Genomic DNA, 16,534 nt, shown 5'->3' with positions numbered 1-16,534 from the left:
AGTTCCTCGGTCAGCCGAGTCAGCCTTGGACGATCTGCGCGGCGAGCTCACGCAGCTTCGTCTCGTGCTCGCGGGCGTGGTGCCCGCAGAACAGCAGTTCACCGCCGGAGGCGAGAACAGCGCGGACTTGGGCAGCAGCCCCGCAGCGGTCGCAGCGGTCGGCAGCGGTCAGCTCGGGGCGGGTGAGTGTTCCAGGCATTGCGATCTCCCCTCGTCCCGGTACCGGAGGGATTCCGGTACCCGTTGATCCAGCTGCGACCACCGAGATCCTCGCGGGATCGCGGTGCTCGCTAGCTCCACTCTTACAGACGTTCGGCACGTCTCCGGTGTTCCCGTACCGCCGGCGACGCCTGTCACGCCTGATTTACCCAGATGTCGCAGAGCCCAACACGGCCCGTGGCCGAACCGCGTCTTTTCATTGATCCACTTGACGCCGGAAGCCCACCACGGGTCCCGGTGGCGCTCACGGTCAGCGCAGGCGCGTGGCCGAATCGTGATCGACACGACGCACCCCCTCCCGCTCCCGTGCTCACCACCCCATCTTTGCCACGCCGCAGCCCCGCTGTCCACAGTGGTTTCCCTGGTTGTAGCCCGGACAGGACCAGGGGGGAACCCCGATTTCACACGAGCCCCTCGCTGGCACGGTCGAGGTGAGGAAGGGAGTCGCCCGTGGCCTGCCGGGACTGTCGCACGTGCACCGACGCAGCTCTGGTGCGTCTGGTGAAGTGGTGTTTCGCGGTGTTCTGCTACGTCGTCACGCTCGGGGTGCTGTACGTGCTCAAGCACGGACTGCGCAGGCACTGTCCACAGTGTGGGCACGTCCTCGCCAACCACCGCCGCCGCGCCGACGGATCGTTCAAGGACTAGCCCGTCGGAGGACAGCGAACCGGGCTGGACCAGTTCTGTCCGAAGTGGACGGAGGTTCGGGAGCGATCGGGTCACCCTGCGGTCACTCCGGCGCGCGGTTTCGCGTGGGGTGGCGCACCATCGGTGCATCGACCCGAGCTAGGGAGGCCGCCGTGCGCAAGCCCCTGGCGATCGGGTTCGCCGCCCTCGCGCTCGTCCTGCTCAGCTCCTCCGTGCGCGGGGGCGAGCCGCCGCACCTGGAGGTCGGACCGGGTGCCCCCGCGGTCTTCCACGGCGACGGGACGGCCGAGGTCGGCATCGCCAAGGAGCCCGGGGTCGGCGTCGTGCAGCTGGACTGTCCACAGTGCACCGGCAACGTGGTGCTGCGCTCGGACGGCCAGGAAGGCTTGCTGCTCAACGAGATCGGCCCCTACCAGGGCAAGCGGTGGTTCGACCTGCGAGCCGGTGAGCGGACCACGGCGCTGACCGTGACCGCGACCGGCCGGTGGACGCTGACCGTCGGCGGGACGGACCTCGCCGGGGTGCGCGCCGACCGCGCGGCGGGAGCCGGGGACGACGTGGTGTTCCTGACCCGCCCGGCGCGCGCGGCCGAGGTGACGCACTCCGGTGACGGCAACTTCGTGGTGCACGCCGTGGAACTGGCCACCGGGCGGGTGGACCTGGCGGTGAACCGGATCGGGGAGTTCGCGGGCACGGTGGACCTGCGCGGGCCCGTGCTGCTCCAGATCCGCTCGACCGGGCGGTGGAGCGTCCGGGCCTGAACCCGAACCCCAACGCGCGCAACGAGAAGGCCCGCCCCGGGACTCCGGGACGGGCCTTCGTCGAAGAACCGGCGAAACCTAGTCGAGGTAGTCGCGCAGCACCTGCGACCGGGACGGGTGGCGCAGCTTCGACATGGTCTTGGACTCGATCTGCCGGATGCGCTCGCGCGTCACGCCGTAGACCTGGCCGATCTCGTCGAGGGTGCGCGGCTGGCCGTCGGTGAGGCCGAAACGCAGCCGCACCACGCCCGCCTCGCGCTCGGACAGCGTCGCCAGCACGGACTGCAGCTGGTCCTGCAGCAGCGTGAAGGACACCGCGTCGACCGCGACGACCGCTTCGGAGTCCTCGATGAAGTCACCGAGCTGCGAGTCACCCTCGTCGCCGATGGTCTGGTCCAGCGAGATCGGCTCGCGCGCGTACTGCTGGATCTCCAGGACCTTCTCGGGCGTGATGTCCATTTCCTTGGCCAGCTCCTCCGGCGTGGGCTCGCGGCCCAGGTCCTGGAGCAGCTCGCGCTGGATGCGGCCGAGCTTGTTGATGACCTCGACCATGTGCACCGGGATGCGGATGGTGCGGGCCTGGTCGGCCATGGCGCGGGTGATCGCCTGGCGGATCCACCACGTCGCGTAGGTGGAGAACTTGTAACCCTTGGTGTAGTCGAACTTCTCCACCGCGCGGATCAGACCGAGGTTGCCCTCCTGGATCAGGTCCAGGAACGCCATGCCGCGACCGGTGTAGCGCTTGGCCAGCGAGACCACCAGGCGGAGGTTGGCCTCCAGCAGGTGGTTCTTGGCCCGCTCGCCGTCGCGCACGATCCAGCGCAGGTCCCTGCGCAGCTGCGGGGCCAGCTTCTCGTTCTCGTCCTCGGCCTTGCGCAGCCGCTCGGCCGCGTACAGCCCGGCCTCGATGCGCTTGGCGAGCTCCACCTCCTCCTCGGCGTTGAGGAGGGCGACCTTGCCGATCTGCTTGAGGTAGGCGCGGACCGAGTCGGCGGAGGCGGTCAGCTCGGCGTCCTTGCGGGCCTGCCGCAGCGCCTCCGACTCCTCCTCGTCCCAGACGAAGTCCTCGCTGCCCTTGGCGGGCGGCGCTTCCTCGGCGGGCTCGTCGGCGGCCAGGTCCTCGGTGAGGTCGACCTCGACGTCGGTCAGGTCGGCGTCGTCCGGGCTGCCTTCCATGTCCGGCTCGTCGCCGTCGCCCTTGGTCGCGGCCTTCTTGCCGCCCTTGGCCGCTGCGGCCTTCTTGGGGCCGGCCGCGGTCTTGGTGCCCTTGGCTGCGGTCTTCTTGGCGGTGCCCTTGCCCGAGGCGGCCGTCGACGGCTTCGTCGCGGTCTTACCAGCCGCGGTCGCCGTGGCGGCCCCCTCCTCGCCCTCGGCAGTCACGGTGGCCTTCCTGGTCGAGTTGGCGCCACCAGCGGCGGCGGAGCTGGAGCGTCGGGTTGCGATTTCTGCGGCTGCCACGTACGCCCTTTCGCGGAGATGGCTCAACGGCAGACCAAGGGCGCGAAGCTCGGTCGCCGGCGTTCTGGGGGTCGTGCCTGACGGGTCTCGCCCGTGGGCACTGTTCCATTGTAACGACGAAGCCGGACCGGGGTTGCGTCCCGATCCACCCTTGACCGCCGAAGATCGCATCGGCGCAGGCAGAACAGGCTGTCACCGGCCGCAATTCGTCGGTGACACAACCCGGTCACGGCGTGGGGCACCCCCGTCAGGGGCGCAGCCCGGCGGCGGCTGCCGCGGCGGCGCCGACGATGCCCGCGTCGTTCTTCAGGGTGGCGGGCACGATCGGGGTGCGGACCTCCAGCAGCGGCAGCCACTTGTGCGCCTTCTTGCTCACCCCGCCGCCCGCGATGATCAGGTCCGGCCAGACGAGGCCCTCCAGCACCTGGAGGTAGCGGTTGACCCGCGCGGCCCACTGCTCCCAGGAGAGGTCCTTGTCCTCCTTGACCGAGGCGGCCGCGCGCTTCTCCGCGTCGTGCCCGTCGACCTCCAGGTGGCCGAACTCGGTGTTGGGGACCAGCTTGCCGTCCAGGAACACCGCGCTGCCGATACCGGTGCCGAAGGTCAGCAGCACCACGACGCCGTCCTTGCCCGCACCCGCGCCGAAGCGCATCTCGGCGAGGCCGGCCGCGTCGGCGTCGTTGAGGACGACGACGTCCTCCGTCGGCCTGCCGAGGCGATCGGCGAACAGGGCCGCGGCGTCCGTGCCGATCCAGGACTTGTCCACGTTGGCGGCGGAGAGCGCGACCCCGCGCTTCATCACGCAGGGCAGCGTGACGCCGACCGGGCCGTCCCAGGAGAACTTCTCGACGATCTCGGCGACCACGTCCGCGACCGCGTCCGGGGTGGACGGCTGGGGGGTCGGGACCCGCAGGCGTTCGCCGTCGAGCACGCCGGCTTCGAAATCCACGACACAGCCCTTGATGCCGGAGCCGCCGATGTCGACCCCGAACCCGCGCGTGGCGCTCATCCCGTGGTCCCTTCCTGTTCGATTCAGATGGGTGGTGGCCAGACCATAGAGGATGCCCTGGTCGAACCGGGCACTGCTTCGGTCTCCTGTGGTCGGATGGAGGTCGTGAACCCCGACTTCGAACTCCTCAGGACCACCGCCGTCGCCATCGGCACCGAGGCCGCCGAACTGGTCCAGCGCCTGCGCGGCGGCCAAGACCGCTTCCTCGGCGAGGTGGACACCAAGAGCACCGAGACCGACGTGGTCACCGCCGCCGACAAGGCCTCCGAACAGCTCATCCGCGACCGGCTGGCCGCGCTGCGCCCCGGGGAGGCGATCCTCGGCGAGGAGGGCGGGTCCGATCCCGGCTCCGGGCGGCTGCTCTGGGTGGTCGACCCCATCGACGGCACCGTGAACTACCTCTACGGCTTGCCCTGGTACGCCGTGTCCATCGCGGTGCAGCTCGACGGGGTGTCGGTGGCCGCCGCGGTCGTCGAACCGGCGAGCGGCCGCGTGTGGAGCGCGGCGAGGGGCGGGGGAGCGACCCTCGACGGAGCGCCGCTGCGCGCCTCGGCGACCAGCCGGCTGGAGCTGTCCCTCGTCGGCACCGGCTACGCCTACGCGGCCGAGCGCAGGGCCCGCCAGGCCGACGTGTCGGCCGCGCTCGCCAGGCACACCAGGGACCTGCGCCGCACCGGTTCGGCCGCGTTGGACCTGTGCGCGGTCGCGGCGGGCTGGCTGGACGCCTACTACGAGCACGGCCTCGGCCACTGGGACTGGGCGGGCGGCTCGCTGATCGCGGAGGAGGCGGGTGCCCTGGTCCGCTTCCCCGACGGCACCGAGGACGGTCTCGGCGGTGACATCACCCTCGCCGCGGCCCCCGGCATCGCCCAGGACCTCGCCGACGCCCTGCGCGGGGCGGGTGCGGTGAGGATCTGACGCGGTAAGGATCTGACCTTTCCGCTGAGCCGGGCAGTCAACGGCGACGACAAAGGCCCCCGCGGTGGGCGGGGGCCTTTTCGGACGTGCTCTCGTGCGCTAGCAGTAGGCCGTGCGCGCGGCCTTCACCAGGTTCGAGTCCAGTGACGGCGGGGCGGGCGCGGCCTGCTGGCCACCGCTCTCCGGCTGCTGGTCGGACCAGATCTTGAGCTGCTCGAAGATCTGCTTCGCCTCGCTGCTCGGGTCGACGCTGGTGAACTTCTTGCCCAGCGCCACGTCGATGCCGCCGTCCTGCCGCTCGTCCCTGACGAACTGGGCGCACGGCAGCAGGAAGCTCATCGTGCGCGCGGCCGAGGCCCCGTTGGGCCCGAACCGGATCTGCCCCCTGCAGTCCAGGTCCTGGTTGACGTACACGGGGTCGTCGGAGGGCTCGGCGCCCTTGTTGAAGCCCAGCTCAGCGAGCCGCTCGGCGACCTGGCTGGCCATCCCGCGCTTGCCGCTGCCGTTGAGCACGGTGACCTTCATGTCGTTGGGGGCGATCGGATCGGTGCGGTCCAGCGCGTCCAGCGGCAGCGCCTGGCCGGGCTTGGCCGGGGCCGAGGTCGCGCCGGGCTTCGCCGGGCCGGGGGCCGGGCAGCGCACCGCCGCCTCGACGTCGGCGCTGGTGTTGAAGACCTTCGCCCACACCGACACCGCGAGAACGCCCAGGATCGTCAACAGGATCAACGCGGGAACGGGCTTGCGCTTGCGATAGCCCGCCGGACCGATGATCTGCCTCACACTCGCGGCAGCCAAGACCTCTCGTCCTCCCCCACGTAGGTCCCCACGGATGTTCTCTCCGGTGTGGACACTGCTCTCACCATCCAGCCTAGGCCGTTTCACCGACACTGGTCACATCGGTTCCCGTGCGTGTCGCGGTGAACCCGTTCCACCGCCAAGACGTTCCGCGGACCGGTTTTCGACGGCGGAGTGCGCAACGCCACACCGTTGTGACAACCGGGTGAGCCGTCGCGCGTTCTCCGCGTCGGTGAGCTACCCTCTGCGCGCTCCGGGGGCATCGTTGGCACACCGCGCGCGGACCGCAATCGCGCGGGTGTTCCTCCTACACCGGATTCACGAGACCGCCGTCACGTAAACGGCGGGCACAAATTGGTGCGCTGGGACGTTGTCCAGCGGCACGAACACACAGTCTCAGTTGACCGCAGGGGTGAATGACTAATGGCGACCGACTACGACGCTCCGCGCCGTGGTGAGACTGACGACCTCGCCGAGGACTCGTTGGAGGAGTTGAAGGCGCGGCGCAACGAGACTCAATCCGGGGTGGTCGATGTCGACACCGACGCGCCGGACGAGAACTTCGAGCTGCCCGGTGCCGACCTCTCCGGACTCTCCGGCGAGGAGCTCACCATGAAGGTGGTGCCCAAGCAGGCTGACGAGTTCACCTGCGCGAGCTGCTTCCTCGTGCACCACCGCAGCAGGCTGTCCGAGGAACGCGGCGGCCAGCTGATCTGCCGGGACTGCGCTTAAAGGCGCATCAGCCAGTCCCACGGCCGCCGTGCTCGCGCAGCACGGCGGCGAGGCGCTCCGCGTCGCGAGCGCTGAACAGCCAGTACGGGGTCGGATCGTTCTCGTCGGTCAGTTCCAGCAGCACGACGGGACCGATCCATCCGCGGTGCACGACGAAGGCGGCAGGGTCGAGGTCGCGCCCGAGCGCGGGCCGCTTCTCCGTCGCCGTCAACGTCGTGACCTCACCGACGAACTCCAGCGGCAGGTGGGCATCGCCCACCCACAGCTCGCCGTCGCGCACGCTCACCCGCACCCTGCCGAGCCAGAGCAGCACCCACACCACCAGCGGCACGGTGATCAGGTACGGCAGCCACGAGCGGACGCCGGGGTGGCCCATGTGGATCTCCGCGGCCAGGATCACCGCGGCGGCCAGCGGCAGCGGCCAGCCCCACCACGGCACCGAAAGGCGCTCGGCGAACAGGGGCTCGCCCGTCTTCTTCGCGGCGATGTCCTCGCTGCCGCTCGCGCTGCCGGTCTCGGTCCCACGGGTGCTCACGGCCCCAGGGTAGTCTCGCCGGTCGTGTCCAGCCTTGAGGTGCTCCTGACCCGGACCGATCCCGGCGTCCCGTTGCCGAGCTACGCGCGACCGGACGACGCCGGAGTCGATCTCGTCACCACCGAAGACCTCGTACTCGCCCCCGGAGAACGCGGTGTCGTCGGCACCGGTATCGCGGTGGCCCTGCCCAGCGGCTACGCCGGGTTCGTGCACCCGCGCTCCGGCCTCGCCGCCCGTGCCGGGCTCAGCGTGGTGAACACGCCGGGGACCATCGACGCCGGTTACCGCGGCGAGATCCGGGTGTGCTTGATCAACCACGACGTGCGCGAGCCGATCGTGCTGCGCAGGGGCGACCGCATCGCCCAGCTCGTGGTTCAACGTGTCGAACACGCGGTGTTCCGCGAAGTGGGGTCCCTGCCAGACTCCGAGCGCGGTGCGGGCGGATACGGCTCCACCGGAGGCCACGCGGTGCTTCAATCGGCGAACACGGCAACGGAGAGCTGAGGAGATCATGTTCGGTAGGCGCCGCCGCGAGCGGAAGCAGGCGGAAGAGCAGGCCCGGGTCGAAGCTCAGGTCGTCGAGACCGAGGCGGACGAGGACGGGCCGCTCGGTCCGTTCGACGAGGCCGACGCGCCCCAGGACGAGATCTCGCGACTGGACCTCGGTTCGGTGCGGGTCCCGGTCCCCGACGGCTCGCAGTTGCAGGTCGAGGTCGGGCAGGACGACGGTGAGCTGCGCGCGGTGCACGTGGTGACCCCGGTCGGCAGGGTGACCGTGAGCGCCTACGCGGCGCCGCGCACCGGTGACATGTGGCGGGAGATCGCCAAGGAGCTGGCCGACCAGCTGCGCGGCGAGGGCCACCGGGTCATCAAGGAGCGCGGTGTCTGGGGCGACGAGGTCTCCGCGGAGATCGCCAACGACGACGTCGCGCTGCGCTTCATCGGCGTGAACGGCCCTCGGTGGATGCTGCGCGGCGTGACCGCGGGTCCGCGCGAGGCCGCCGAGGACGCCGCCGACATGCTGCGCGAGATCCTGCGGCTGACCGTCGTCGTGCGCGGCCAGTCGCCGATGCCGGTGCGCACGCCGCTCCCCGTCGAGCTGCCCGACGCCATCGCCCAGCACCTCCAGTCCCAGCAGTAGTTCGCTTCCCTAGCGGCGGTCGCTCGCCCTCGCCCGGAGAAGGGCGAGCACCGCCGCTCGGCCCAGCGACTCCCGGTCGGCGCCCAGCGTGCTGAAGGGGATCGCGTGCAGGGCCGAACTCGGCAGGGCTCGGTGCCACGCTTCGGCAACGGGCAACGGGTGCAGCGGATCGTCGGAGCACGCCGCGATGCCTGCGGGCACGGTGATCGTTGAGAGGTCCGCGAGCGTCGGAGCCGCTGTCTCGGCTGCGGCGTCGAGAGCTTCGGGCAGCGCGTCACCGTGGCGGCTCCAGGAACGGCGCAGTTCGGCGGCGAGCCACGGCTGCACGCCCGCGCACGCTCGATCCAGTGCTTCCGGCAGGCCCACTTCGCGCACGGACGCCGCGCCGAAGCGTGCCGCGACGGCCGCGGGTTGGTCTTCCGAAAGGCCGGTCCACGCGGGCATCGCGAGGAGCAGGCCGGTGCACCTGTTCGGGTTCTCCGCCGCCCACGCCGCCGCCAGGTGGGCGCCCAGCGAGACGCCTCCCGCGAGCACCGGGCCCGCCTCAGCCGCCTCGGCCAGTGCCGCAACGAGGTCCTCGGGAAGCCCCGGACCTGGTGCGACGAGGGTGATGCCGAGCGCGCGCAGCGGACACTCGAAGACCGCGCGGACGAACTCGTCGTCCGAGCCCGCTCCCGGCAGCAGCACCGCCCGAGGACCCGATGCGGACCGCGTGAGCGCCATGACAGATGATCCTGCCTTCGTCGGGGTTGGACGGCACCGGCGGATGGCTACTCTGGATCTGACGACCCGTCACCACGGGTCCCTACGCACGGGAGCAACCAGCATGGGTGGCAACGGTGGTGGCTATCTCCGCCGCCTCATCCGCCGTCTGACCAGCGACGTCGCTGAGTTGGACGCCGATGACCTCTCGCGGAAAGCGGAGGCGCAGGGCGCCCGGCGTGCGTGTGACTGCCGTTCCGGTGAAGAGGTCACCGTGGTAGGCAGGTTACGCAGCGTCGAGCTGTGTCCGAAGGACGCGGTGGCGACGCTGGAGGCCGAGCTCTACGACGGCACCGACGGCGTGCTGCTGGTGTGGCTCGGGCGCAGGCGTATCCCGGGCATCGAGCCCGGGCGGACGATAAAGGCACGAGGCCGGCTCGCGGTGCGGGACGGGCGCAAGGTCCTTTACAACCCTTACTACGAACTGCAGACAACTCATGACTGAAGAACCCAAGGCCACCGAGCCCACCACCGATCCGGTCGAGAAGGTCGAGCAGGAGGCGGTCGCCAAGCGCTCCGATCCGACCCTGCTGGACCAGATGGGCGGTCTGGTCGGCCTGATCTCCTCGACGATCCCGGTCGTCGCCTTCGTCACCATCAATTCCCTCGCCGGGTTGCAGCCCGCGATCTGGGGCGCGCTCGGCGTCGCCGCGCTGATCGCCGTGTGGCGGCTGGTGCGCAAGGAGGCGTTGCAGCCCGCCGTCTCCGGCTTCCTCGGCGTCGGCATCTGCGTGTTCATCGCCAACCAGACGGGCGAGGCCAAGGGCTTCTTCCTGTTCGGCATCTGGGCGAGCCTGGTCTACGCCGGGGTGTTCCTGGTGTCGGTGCTGGTGCGCTGGCCACTGGTCGGCGTGATCTGGTCGACGCTCAACGACACCGGCTTCGCCTGGCGCGAGGACAAGGCGGCGCGGCTGGCCTACGACGTCGCCACGCTGGCCTGGATCCTGGTCTTCGGCGCCCGCTTCGTGGTGCAGAACTACCTCTACGACGCGAACCAGACCGGCTGGCTGACCGTGGCCAGGCTGTCCATGGGCTGGCCGCTGACGATCCTCGTCGGCCTGGTCACCGTCTGGGCCGTGCGCCGCGTCGGCAGGCTGGAGAAGAACACCCCCGCCAGCACCACCCCCGCCACCGCCTAGGGCCTGCCCTGCGCGTGGCCGAGCTGAGGATTCCGGCCGCCGACGCCGGGGTTGGGGCGTCTTCAAGACCCCCCAACCCCGGCGTCGATCATCGTTAACCGCCGCAAACCCAACGCCGCGCGAGCGCTTGCCGTCGTTGACGACCGCTGGGTCAGGGGTTCGCTGGTCTTGAAGACCGGCGAACCCGATGGCTCGCGGGCGCCGGGTCAGAAGCCGAGGGCGGAGCGGATGTCGGCCTCGACGTCGTCGGTGGCCACGAAGAGCAGCTCGTCGCCCGCCTCGAGGGGATCATCGCCCTGGGGGACGATCACCCGGCCACCGCGCAGCACGGTGACCAGCGCGGCGTTGCGGGGCAGGTCGAGGCTCTCGATCGTGCGCCCGGCCAGCGGGGTCTGTTCGGGCAGCGTGACCTCGACGAGGTTCGCCTGACCCTGCCGCAGCGTCATCAGCCGCACCAGGTCGCCGACCGTGACGGCCTCCTCGACCATGGCGGCGAGCATCCTCGGCGTGGACACCGCCACGTCGACGCCCCACGCCTCGGTGAACAGCCACTCGTTGCGCGGGTCGTTGACCCTGGCGACCACGCGCCGCACGGCGAACTCCGTCTTCGCCAGCAGCGACACCACCAGGTTGACCTTGTCGTCCCCGGTCGCGGCGATCACCACGTCGCACAGCTCGATCCCGGCCTCCTCCAGGGAAGCCAGCTCGCAGGCGTCGGCGTGCACCCACTCCGCCTGCTCGACGCTCTGCGGCTCGAAGTGCTCCCGGTCGCGCTCGATCAGCATGACCTGGTGGTTGCTCTCCAGGAGCTCGTGGGCGATGGACCGGCCCACCGCGCCCGCTCCAGCGATGGCGACGCGCATCAGTGCCCCTCCTCCGGCGACTCGGCGGCGGCCTTGGCGACCTCGGTCACCGTTCCGGACAGCGCCGCCACGTAGATCGCGTCATCGGCCTGCACCACGGAGTCCGGCCGGGGCAGCAGGCCGGTGCCGAAGCGCATGATGAACGCCACGCGCGAGCCGGTCACCTCCTCCAGCTCGCTGACCGGGCGGCCGACCCAGTCCTCGTGCACGGGCAGCTGGAGCACCGCGACGGTGCCGGAGGGCTCCCGCCACACCGAAGCCGTGCCCTCGGGCAGCAGCACCCGCATGAACCGGTCGGTGGTCCACGGGACCGTGGCCACCGTGGGGATGCCCAGCCGCTCGTAGACCGCGGCCCGCTTGGGGTCGTAGATCCGGGCGGTGACGTGCTCGACGCCGAAGGTCTCCTTGGCCACCCTCGCGGAGATGATGTTGGAGTTGTCCCCGTTGGACACCGCGGCGAACGCGCCCGCCCGCTCGATGCCCGCCTCGACCAGCACCTGCCGGTGGTAGCCGATGCCGGTCACCTGCTGGCCGTGGAAGTCGCTGCCGAGGCGGCGGAACGCCTGCGCGTTCTTGTCGATGACGGCGACGGAGTGGTCGAGCCGCTCCAGGCCCTTGGCCAGCGACGAGCCGACCCGCCCGCAGCCCATGATCACCACGTGCACGATGTGCCCTCCTGCCGACGCGGCTGTCGCACCGTAGCTTCCTCCGTCGTGTCACTCGTCCTTTCCGGGCGAATCACCCGGACGGGAGTCAACCTACCCACGGCTGCTCCGTCTTGGTGACCGGACCGAATACCCTTCGTCGCGTGTCCAAGTTCGCTACCGCGGCGAAGCGCCTCCTGCTGGGGCGCCCGTTCCGCAGCGACCGGCTCGCGCACACGCTTCTTCCGAAGCGGATCGCGTTGCCGGTCTTCGCCTCCGACGCCTTGTCCTCCGTGGCATACGCGCCCGAGGAGATCTTCATCGTCCTCTCGGTGGCCGGCCTGTCCGGCTACGTCTTCGCACCGTGGATCGGCGTCGCCGTCGCTGTGGTGATGCTCACCGTGGTGTTCAGCTACCGCCAGAACGTGCACGCCTACCCCTCCGGCGGCGGTGACTACGAGGTGGCGATGGTCAACCTCGGCCGCTACGGGGGGCTCACGGTCGGCAGCGCGCTGCTGGTCGACTACATCCTCACCGTCGCGGTCTCGATCTCCTCGGCGATGGCGAACCTGGGCTCCCTGATCCCCTACGTCGCCCAGCACAAGGTGGCCTTCGCGGTGGGCGCGATCGTCCTGCTGACCGCGGTCAACCTGCGCGGGGTCCGCGAGTCGGGCAGCGCGTTCGCGATCCCGACCTACGCGTTCATGCTCGGGATGATCTTCATGATCCTCTTCGGCATGCTGCGCGGCTTCGTCTTCGGCGAGGAGATGGTCGCCGAGAGCGCCAACCTGGAGCTGCGCGCGGAGAACGACCACCTGATGGGCCTGGCCTTCGGGATGCTCATCCTGCGCTCGTTCACCCAGGGCTGCGCGGCGCTGACCGGGGTCGAGGCGATCAGCAACGGCGTCCCGGCCTTCCGCAAGCCGAAGTCCCGCAACGCGGCGACCACCCTGCTGATGATGGGCGGCATCGCCGTCACCATGCTGATGGGCCTGGTGGTGCTGGCCCAGCTGACCGGCGTGAAGATGGCCGAGCACCCGGCGGAGCAGCTCGTCGGCGCGCCGGAGGGCTACCAGCAGAAGACGATGGTGGTGCAGATCGCCAACGCCGTCTTCAACGAGTTCCCGATCGGCGCGTACTTCATCGCGGGCGTCACGGCCCTGATCCTGGTGCTCGCGGCGAACACGGCGTTCAACGGCTTCCCGGTGCTCGGCTCGATCCTGGCCCAGGACCGCTACCTGCCGCGCCAGCTGCACACCAGGGGCGACCGCCTGGCCTTCTCCAACGGCATCGTCTTCCTTGCCGGGTTCGCGGTCCTGCTGGTGATCCTCTACGAGGCCGAGGTCAGCAGGCTGATCCCGCTCTACACCGTCGGCGTGTTCGTGTCGTTCACCATGAGCCAGGCGGGCATGGTGCGGCACTGGAACCGGCTGCTGTCCTCGGAGACCGACGAGGCCGCGCGCAAGAAGCTCGTGCGCTCCCGGCTGATCAGCGCGTTCGGCATGACGATCACCGGCATCGTGCTCGTGGTCGTGCTGATCACCAAGTTCACCCTGGGCGCGTGGATCGCGATCGTCGCGATGGCCGCGGTGTTCGCGCTGATGACCGGTATCCGCAGGCACTACGACCACGTGGCCGAGGAGTTGGCCGCCGCGGAGATCGCGGTCGGCAAGGCGATGCTGCCCTCCCGCAACCACGCGGTGGTGCTGATCTCCAAGCTGCACCTGCCGACCATGCGCGCGCTGGCCTACGCCCGCGCGACGCGGCCGGACGTGCTGGAGGCGGTCACCGTCAACGTCGACGACCTCGACACCAGAAAGCTCGTCACCCAGTGGGAGAAGGAGCACATCAAGGTGCCGTTGAAGGTGATCGAATCGCCCTACCGCGAGATCACCAAGCCGGTGCTGGACTACGTGAAGCGCATCCGCAGCGACAACCCCCGCGACGTCGTCACCGTCTTCATCCCGGAGTACGTGGTCGGACGGTGGTGGGAGCAGGTCCTGCACAACCAGAGCGCCTTGCGGCTCAAGGGAAGGCTGCTGTTCCAGCCCGGGGTGATGGTGACCAGCGTGCCGTGGCAGCTGGTGTCCTCGCAGCGGGTCAGGGACCGTGCGGTCGTCGCTCCCGGCGCCGTGCGCCGCGGGCTCGGCGAACAACGATCAACGAGGAATCCTCAGCGTGACAACAAGAACTGACTGGACCGGCCGTCGGATCGAGATCGAGGTCGGTGCGGTCGCCCACGGTGGCCACTGCGTCGCCCGGCACGACAACCGCGTGCTCTTCGTGCGCCACGCGCTGCCGGGTGAGGTGGTCGTCGCCGAGGTCACCGAGGACAAGGGCGGCTCCTTCTGCCGCGCCGACGCGGTGGAGGTGGTTCGCCCCTCCGATGACCGCGTCGAACCTCCGTGCCCCGTAGCGGTTCCGGGCGGTTGTGGCGGCTGCGACTTCCAGCACGCCACGCCCTCCGCGCAGCGTTCGCTGAAGGCTGCGGTGGTGCGGGAGCAGCTGAAGCGCTTGGCCGGCTTGGACTGGGACGTCGAGGTCGAAGCGCTGTCCGATGATCCGCTGGGCTGGCGCACGCGCGTGCGGCTCGCCGTGGACCGTGACGGCCGGGCGGGTCTGCGTGGTCAGCGCAGTCACCGCGTGATCCCGATCGACGACTGCCCGATCGCGTCGCCCGGTGTTCTTCCGGATGTGTTGGAGCAGCGGTGGAAGCCGGGCTCCGAGGTGCAGGTCACCCGTGACGGCGACGGCGACCTCCACGTCACGGAGTGGGTGCGCAACCAGCGCCCGCGCTTCGCCGTCGGCAGCGGGACCGCGACCGAGCACGCCGGCGGTCGCGACTGGCGCGTCGACGCCAGCGGCTTCTGGCAGGTCCACCCCGCCGCCGCCGACAAGCTCGTCTCCGTCGTCGCCGAGTTCGCCGACGCCGCGCCCGGCGCGACCGCGTGGGACCTCTACGGCGGCGTCGGCCTCTTCGCCGCGGCGCTGGCGGAGCAGGTCGGCCCCTCCGGCTCCGTCACCGTCGTCGAGTCCTCCGCGCGCGCCGTCGACTCCGGCCGCCGCAGCCTCGCCGACCTGCCGCAGGTGCGTTTCGTGCCGGGCTTGGTGGAGAAGGTCCTCGGTTCGTCCGAAATGGACGGTCAGTGGCCCGACGCCGTCGTGCTCGACCCGCCGCGCAAGGGCGCCGGGCGCGCCGTCGTCGACGCCGTCTGCGACCGCTCGCCGCGCCGCATCGTGCACATCGCCTGCGATCCCGCCGCCCTGGCCCGCGACGTCGCCGACTTCGCCGCCAACGGCTACCGCTTGGCCGCCCTCCGCGCCTTCGACGCCTTCCCCATGACCCACCACGTCGAATGCGTGGCCCTCTTCACCGACTGACCCTCCACCTCGCCCCACGCCAATGCCGCGTTCGGTCCGTTGAGGTAGCTGAATGACTCATTGAGGGCGCTCAAGTACCTCAATGAGTCATTGGGTGCGTTCACGTGGCTGTACGGGTCGTTGGGGTGGTGGTGAGCCCTGAACGACCCGTTTGGTGCGTTGAGCGCGCTGAACGGGTCGTTTGGTGCACTGGGAGCCCTGAACGGGTCGTTTGGTGCGCTCAAGGCCCTGAATGGGTCGTTTGGTGCGTTGGGGGTGCTGAACGGGTCGTTCAGGGCTTGGAAGCTGTGGGGTGCCTGGAGAAAGGCGGACGTCAGAGGAGGGCGTCCACGGCGGTGGGGGCGAAGACGGCGTCGGCGGTGAGGCCCGCCAAGCCGACGAGGGCGGCGGAATCGCCCAGGCGGGCGGGGGAGATCTCGCGGAGGCCGAGCAGGGCCACGGGGTGGGCGGCGTCGAGCACGGCGGCGCGGGCGGCGTCGACGAACTGGGGCAGGGCGCCGATGGGGCCGCCGAGGCGGACGTGCTGCGGGTTGATGATGCTGACGACGGTGGCGAGGACACCGCCGAGGAGGTGACCGGCCTCGGTGACGAGGGCGACGGCCTCGGGGCGGCCCTGCTCGACCTGACGGACGACGTCGAGGAGCGTGCGCGCGCCGCTGGAGCGCAGCTGGCGGACGAGGGCACGGCCGCTGGCGGCGGCGGCGAGGCAGCCGGTACGCCCGCAGCTGCACCGCTCCTGGTGCGCGGCGAGCTTGACGTGCCCGATCTCGCCGGCACTGCCGGTGACGCCGCGATAGGGGCGGCGGCCGAGCACGACGCCGCTGCCGATGCCGGTGGCGACCTTCACGCCGAGCAGCGTGGTCGAAGGCGCCCCGTCCGCCAGGTGTTCGCCGAAGGCCAGGGCGTTGGCGTCGTTCTCGACGAGCACGGGCACGTCGAGCTGCGAAGCGAGCGTGTCGTGGACCCACGTGCCGGACCACCCGGGCATGGTCGGCGGCGCGGTGTTCGCGCCGGAGGTGGGATCGACCTGGCCCGGAACGCCGACGGCCATCGCGCAGAAGTCGTTGGCGCGCCCGGTTTCGGCGAGCAGCTCGCGGCCGAGCGAGAGGACGTGCCGGAGCACCGCGCCGGGGTCCTGGCGGGTGGGCATGCGCTCGCGCCGGGTGGCGAGCACGGTCGCGGTGAGGTCGGCGACGGCGACGGTCACGTGGCTGACGCCGATGTCGGCGACCACGGCGCACCGGCCGGTCTCGTCGGCGGCGAGCAGCTCGGCGCGCCTGCCCCCGCTGGAGGCCTGGTGGCCGACGGTGCGCAGGAGCTTCAGCCTGCCGAGCGCGTCCAGCCGTTCCACCATGGTGGCGCGCGACAACCCGACCCTGGCCTGGAGCTCCTGCCGGGTCATCGGGCCGCCCCTGCGCAGCACCTCCAGGACCTGCCCGGGGGAGGCCGGTCCGGCCGGGAGGGCGTTGACGTCCACCTGCACACCACCTATCTTGAGCCACCCGCACTTATGTCTAGCACCTAGACGG

The 16,534-nt window shown here is 70.7% G+C and carries 19 protein-coding genes; 10 read left to right on the top strand and 9 right to left on the bottom strand.

Annotated elements, in window-relative coordinates:
• Nucleotides 1-19 precede the first annotated feature (19 nt).
• Nucleotides 20-199 carry a DUF7455 domain-containing protein gene (locus ABD798_RS28515; protein ID WP_030430966.1) on the bottom strand — a complete coding sequence of 60 codons (180 nt, stop codon included), beginning with the start codon at nt 197-199 and terminating at the stop codon, nt 20-22.
• 512 nt (nt 200-711) lie between these two features.
• Here ABD798_RS28515 and ABD798_RS28510 point away from each other — a divergent pair.
• Nucleotides 712-867, top strand: a complete 156-nt coding sequence (locus ABD798_RS28510; protein WP_344881349.1) for a hypothetical protein — start codon at nt 712-714, stop codon at nt 865-867.
• Between the two features lie 152 nt (nt 868-1,019).
• Entirely contained in the window at nt 1,020-1,628 is a 609-nt protein-coding gene (locus ABD798_RS28505) for a hypothetical protein (RefSeq protein ID WP_344881347.1), read from the top strand.
• Nucleotides 1,629-1,706: 78 nt separating this feature from the next.
• On the opposite strand, the gene ABD798_RS28500 is transcribed toward ABD798_RS28505, so the two are convergent.
• The gene (locus ABD798_RS28500) at nt 1,707-3,071 is read right to left on the bottom strand and encodes an RNA polymerase sigma factor (protein ID WP_425549306.1); all 1,365 of its coding nucleotides are present in this window, start codon (nt 3,069-3,071) and stop codon (nt 1,707-1,709) included.
• 262 nt (nt 3,072-3,333) lie between these two features.
• Complete coding sequence (gene ppgK, locus ABD798_RS28495) at nt 3,334-4,095, bottom strand: polyphosphate--glucose phosphotransferase (RefSeq protein ID WP_344881343.1); 762 nt, start codon at nt 4,093-4,095, stop codon at nt 3,334-3,336.
• Nucleotides 4,096-4,191: 96 nt separating this feature from the next.
• Between ppgK and ABD798_RS28490 the strand changes: the two genes are divergently transcribed.
• Nucleotides 4,192-5,013 carry an inositol monophosphatase family protein gene (locus ABD798_RS28490; RefSeq protein WP_344881341.1) on the top strand — a complete coding sequence of 274 codons (822 nt, stop codon included), beginning with the start codon at nt 4,192-4,194 and terminating at the stop codon, nt 5,011-5,013.
• Nucleotides 5,014-5,112: 99 nt separating this feature from the next.
• On the opposite strand, the gene cei is transcribed toward ABD798_RS28490, so the two are convergent.
• Nucleotides 5,113-5,793, bottom strand: coding sequence for an envelope integrity protein Cei (gene cei / locus ABD798_RS28485; protein WP_344881339.1), 681 nt, complete (start codon nt 5,791-5,793; stop codon nt 5,113-5,115).
• A gap of 438 nt (nt 5,794-6,231) precedes the next feature.
• Between cei and ABD798_RS28480 the strand changes: the two genes are divergently transcribed.
• On the top strand, nt 6,232-6,540 hold the full coding sequence (locus ABD798_RS28480) for a DUF4193 domain-containing protein (RefSeq protein WP_086827374.1): 309 nt from the start codon (nt 6,232-6,234) through the stop codon (nt 6,538-6,540).
• A 7-nt stretch (nt 6,541-6,547) separates the two neighbouring features.
• Here ABD798_RS28480 and ABD798_RS28475 read toward each other — a convergent pair whose 3' ends face one another.
• A complete protein-coding gene (locus tag ABD798_RS28475) occupies nt 6,548-7,027 on the bottom strand; it encodes a DUF3093 domain-containing protein (RefSeq protein ID WP_344883603.1) in 480 nt (159 codons plus the stop codon).
• Between the two features lie 72 nt (nt 7,028-7,099).
• Here ABD798_RS28475 and dut point away from each other — a divergent pair, with 72 nt between their 5' ends.
• The gene (gene dut, locus ABD798_RS28470; protein WP_344881337.1) at nt 7,100-7,579 is read left to right on the top strand and encodes a dUTP diphosphatase; all 480 of its coding nucleotides are present in this window, start codon (nt 7,100-7,102) and stop codon (nt 7,577-7,579) included.
• A gap of 7 nt (nt 7,580-7,586) precedes the next feature.
• Nucleotides 7,587-8,216 carry a DUF3710 domain-containing protein gene (locus ABD798_RS28465; protein ID WP_344881334.1) on the top strand — a complete coding sequence of 210 codons (630 nt, stop codon included), beginning with the start codon at nt 7,587-7,589 and terminating at the stop codon, nt 8,214-8,216.
• A 9-nt stretch (nt 8,217-8,225) separates the two neighbouring features.
• Here the strand turns inward: ABD798_RS28465 and ABD798_RS28460 are convergent, their stop codons facing one another.
• On the bottom strand, nt 8,226-8,939 hold the full coding sequence (locus ABD798_RS28460; protein ID WP_344881331.1) for a serine aminopeptidase domain-containing protein: 714 nt from the start codon (nt 8,937-8,939) through the stop codon (nt 8,226-8,228).
• 103 nt (nt 8,940-9,042) lie between these two features.
• Here ABD798_RS28460 and ABD798_RS28455 point away from each other — a divergent pair, with 103 nt between their 5' ends.
• Together ABD798_RS28455 and ABD798_RS28450 are read left to right on the top strand one after the other, a co-directional pair.
• Complete coding sequence (locus tag ABD798_RS28455; RefSeq protein ID WP_086827408.1) at nt 9,043-9,423, top strand: OB-fold nucleic acid binding domain-containing protein; 381 nt, start codon at nt 9,043-9,045, stop codon at nt 9,421-9,423.
• The gene (locus ABD798_RS28450; protein WP_425549280.1) at nt 9,416-10,117 is read left to right on the top strand and encodes a DUF3159 domain-containing protein; all 702 of its coding nucleotides are present in this window, start codon (nt 9,416-9,418) and stop codon (nt 10,115-10,117) included. The genes ABD798_RS28455 and ABD798_RS28450 overlap by 8 nt, the downstream gene beginning before the upstream one ends.
• A 206-nt stretch (nt 10,118-10,323) precedes the next feature.
• Here ABD798_RS28450 and ABD798_RS28445 read toward each other — a convergent pair whose 3' ends face one another.
• Both ABD798_RS28445 and ABD798_RS28440 read right to left on the bottom strand, forming a co-directional pair.
• Nucleotides 10,324-10,980, bottom strand: coding sequence for a potassium channel family protein (locus tag ABD798_RS28445; protein WP_344881328.1), 657 nt, complete (start codon nt 10,978-10,980; stop codon nt 10,324-10,326).
• On the bottom strand, nt 10,980-11,645 hold the full coding sequence (locus ABD798_RS28440; RefSeq protein WP_344881325.1) for a potassium channel family protein: 666 nt from the start codon (nt 11,643-11,645) through the stop codon (nt 10,980-10,982). Before ABD798_RS28440 ends, ABD798_RS28445 begins: the two co-directional genes overlap by 1 nt.
• A 143-nt stretch (nt 11,646-11,788) precedes the next feature.
• Here ABD798_RS28440 and ABD798_RS28435 point away from each other — a divergent pair, with 143 nt between their 5' ends.
• Nucleotides 11,789-13,819 (top strand): APC family permease, encoded by a 2,031-nt coding sequence (locus ABD798_RS28435; protein WP_344881322.1) that lies wholly within the window; start codon nt 11,789-11,791, stop codon nt 13,817-13,819.
• Complete coding sequence (locus tag ABD798_RS28430; protein WP_344881319.1) at nt 13,803-15,005, top strand: class I SAM-dependent RNA methyltransferase; 1,203 nt, start codon at nt 13,803-13,805, stop codon at nt 15,003-15,005. Before ABD798_RS28435 ends, ABD798_RS28430 begins: the two co-directional genes overlap by 17 nt.
• Before the next feature lie 313 nt (nt 15,006-15,318).
• Here the strand turns inward: ABD798_RS28430 and ABD798_RS28425 are convergent, their stop codons facing one another.
• Entirely contained in the window at nt 15,319-16,482 is a 1,164-nt protein-coding gene (locus ABD798_RS28425; protein ID WP_344881316.1) for an ROK family transcriptional regulator, read from the bottom strand.
• Between the last annotated feature and the right edge of the window lie 52 nt (nt 16,483-16,534).

The organism is Allokutzneria multivorans (assembly GCF_039537405.1).
GTDB classification, from domain to species: Bacteria; Actinomycetota; Actinomycetes; order Mycobacteriales; family Pseudonocardiaceae; genus Allokutzneria; species Allokutzneria multivorans.
The sequence above is the reverse complement of the archived record's forward strand: the minus strand, read 5'-3'. Positions and strand labels throughout refer to the sequence as shown.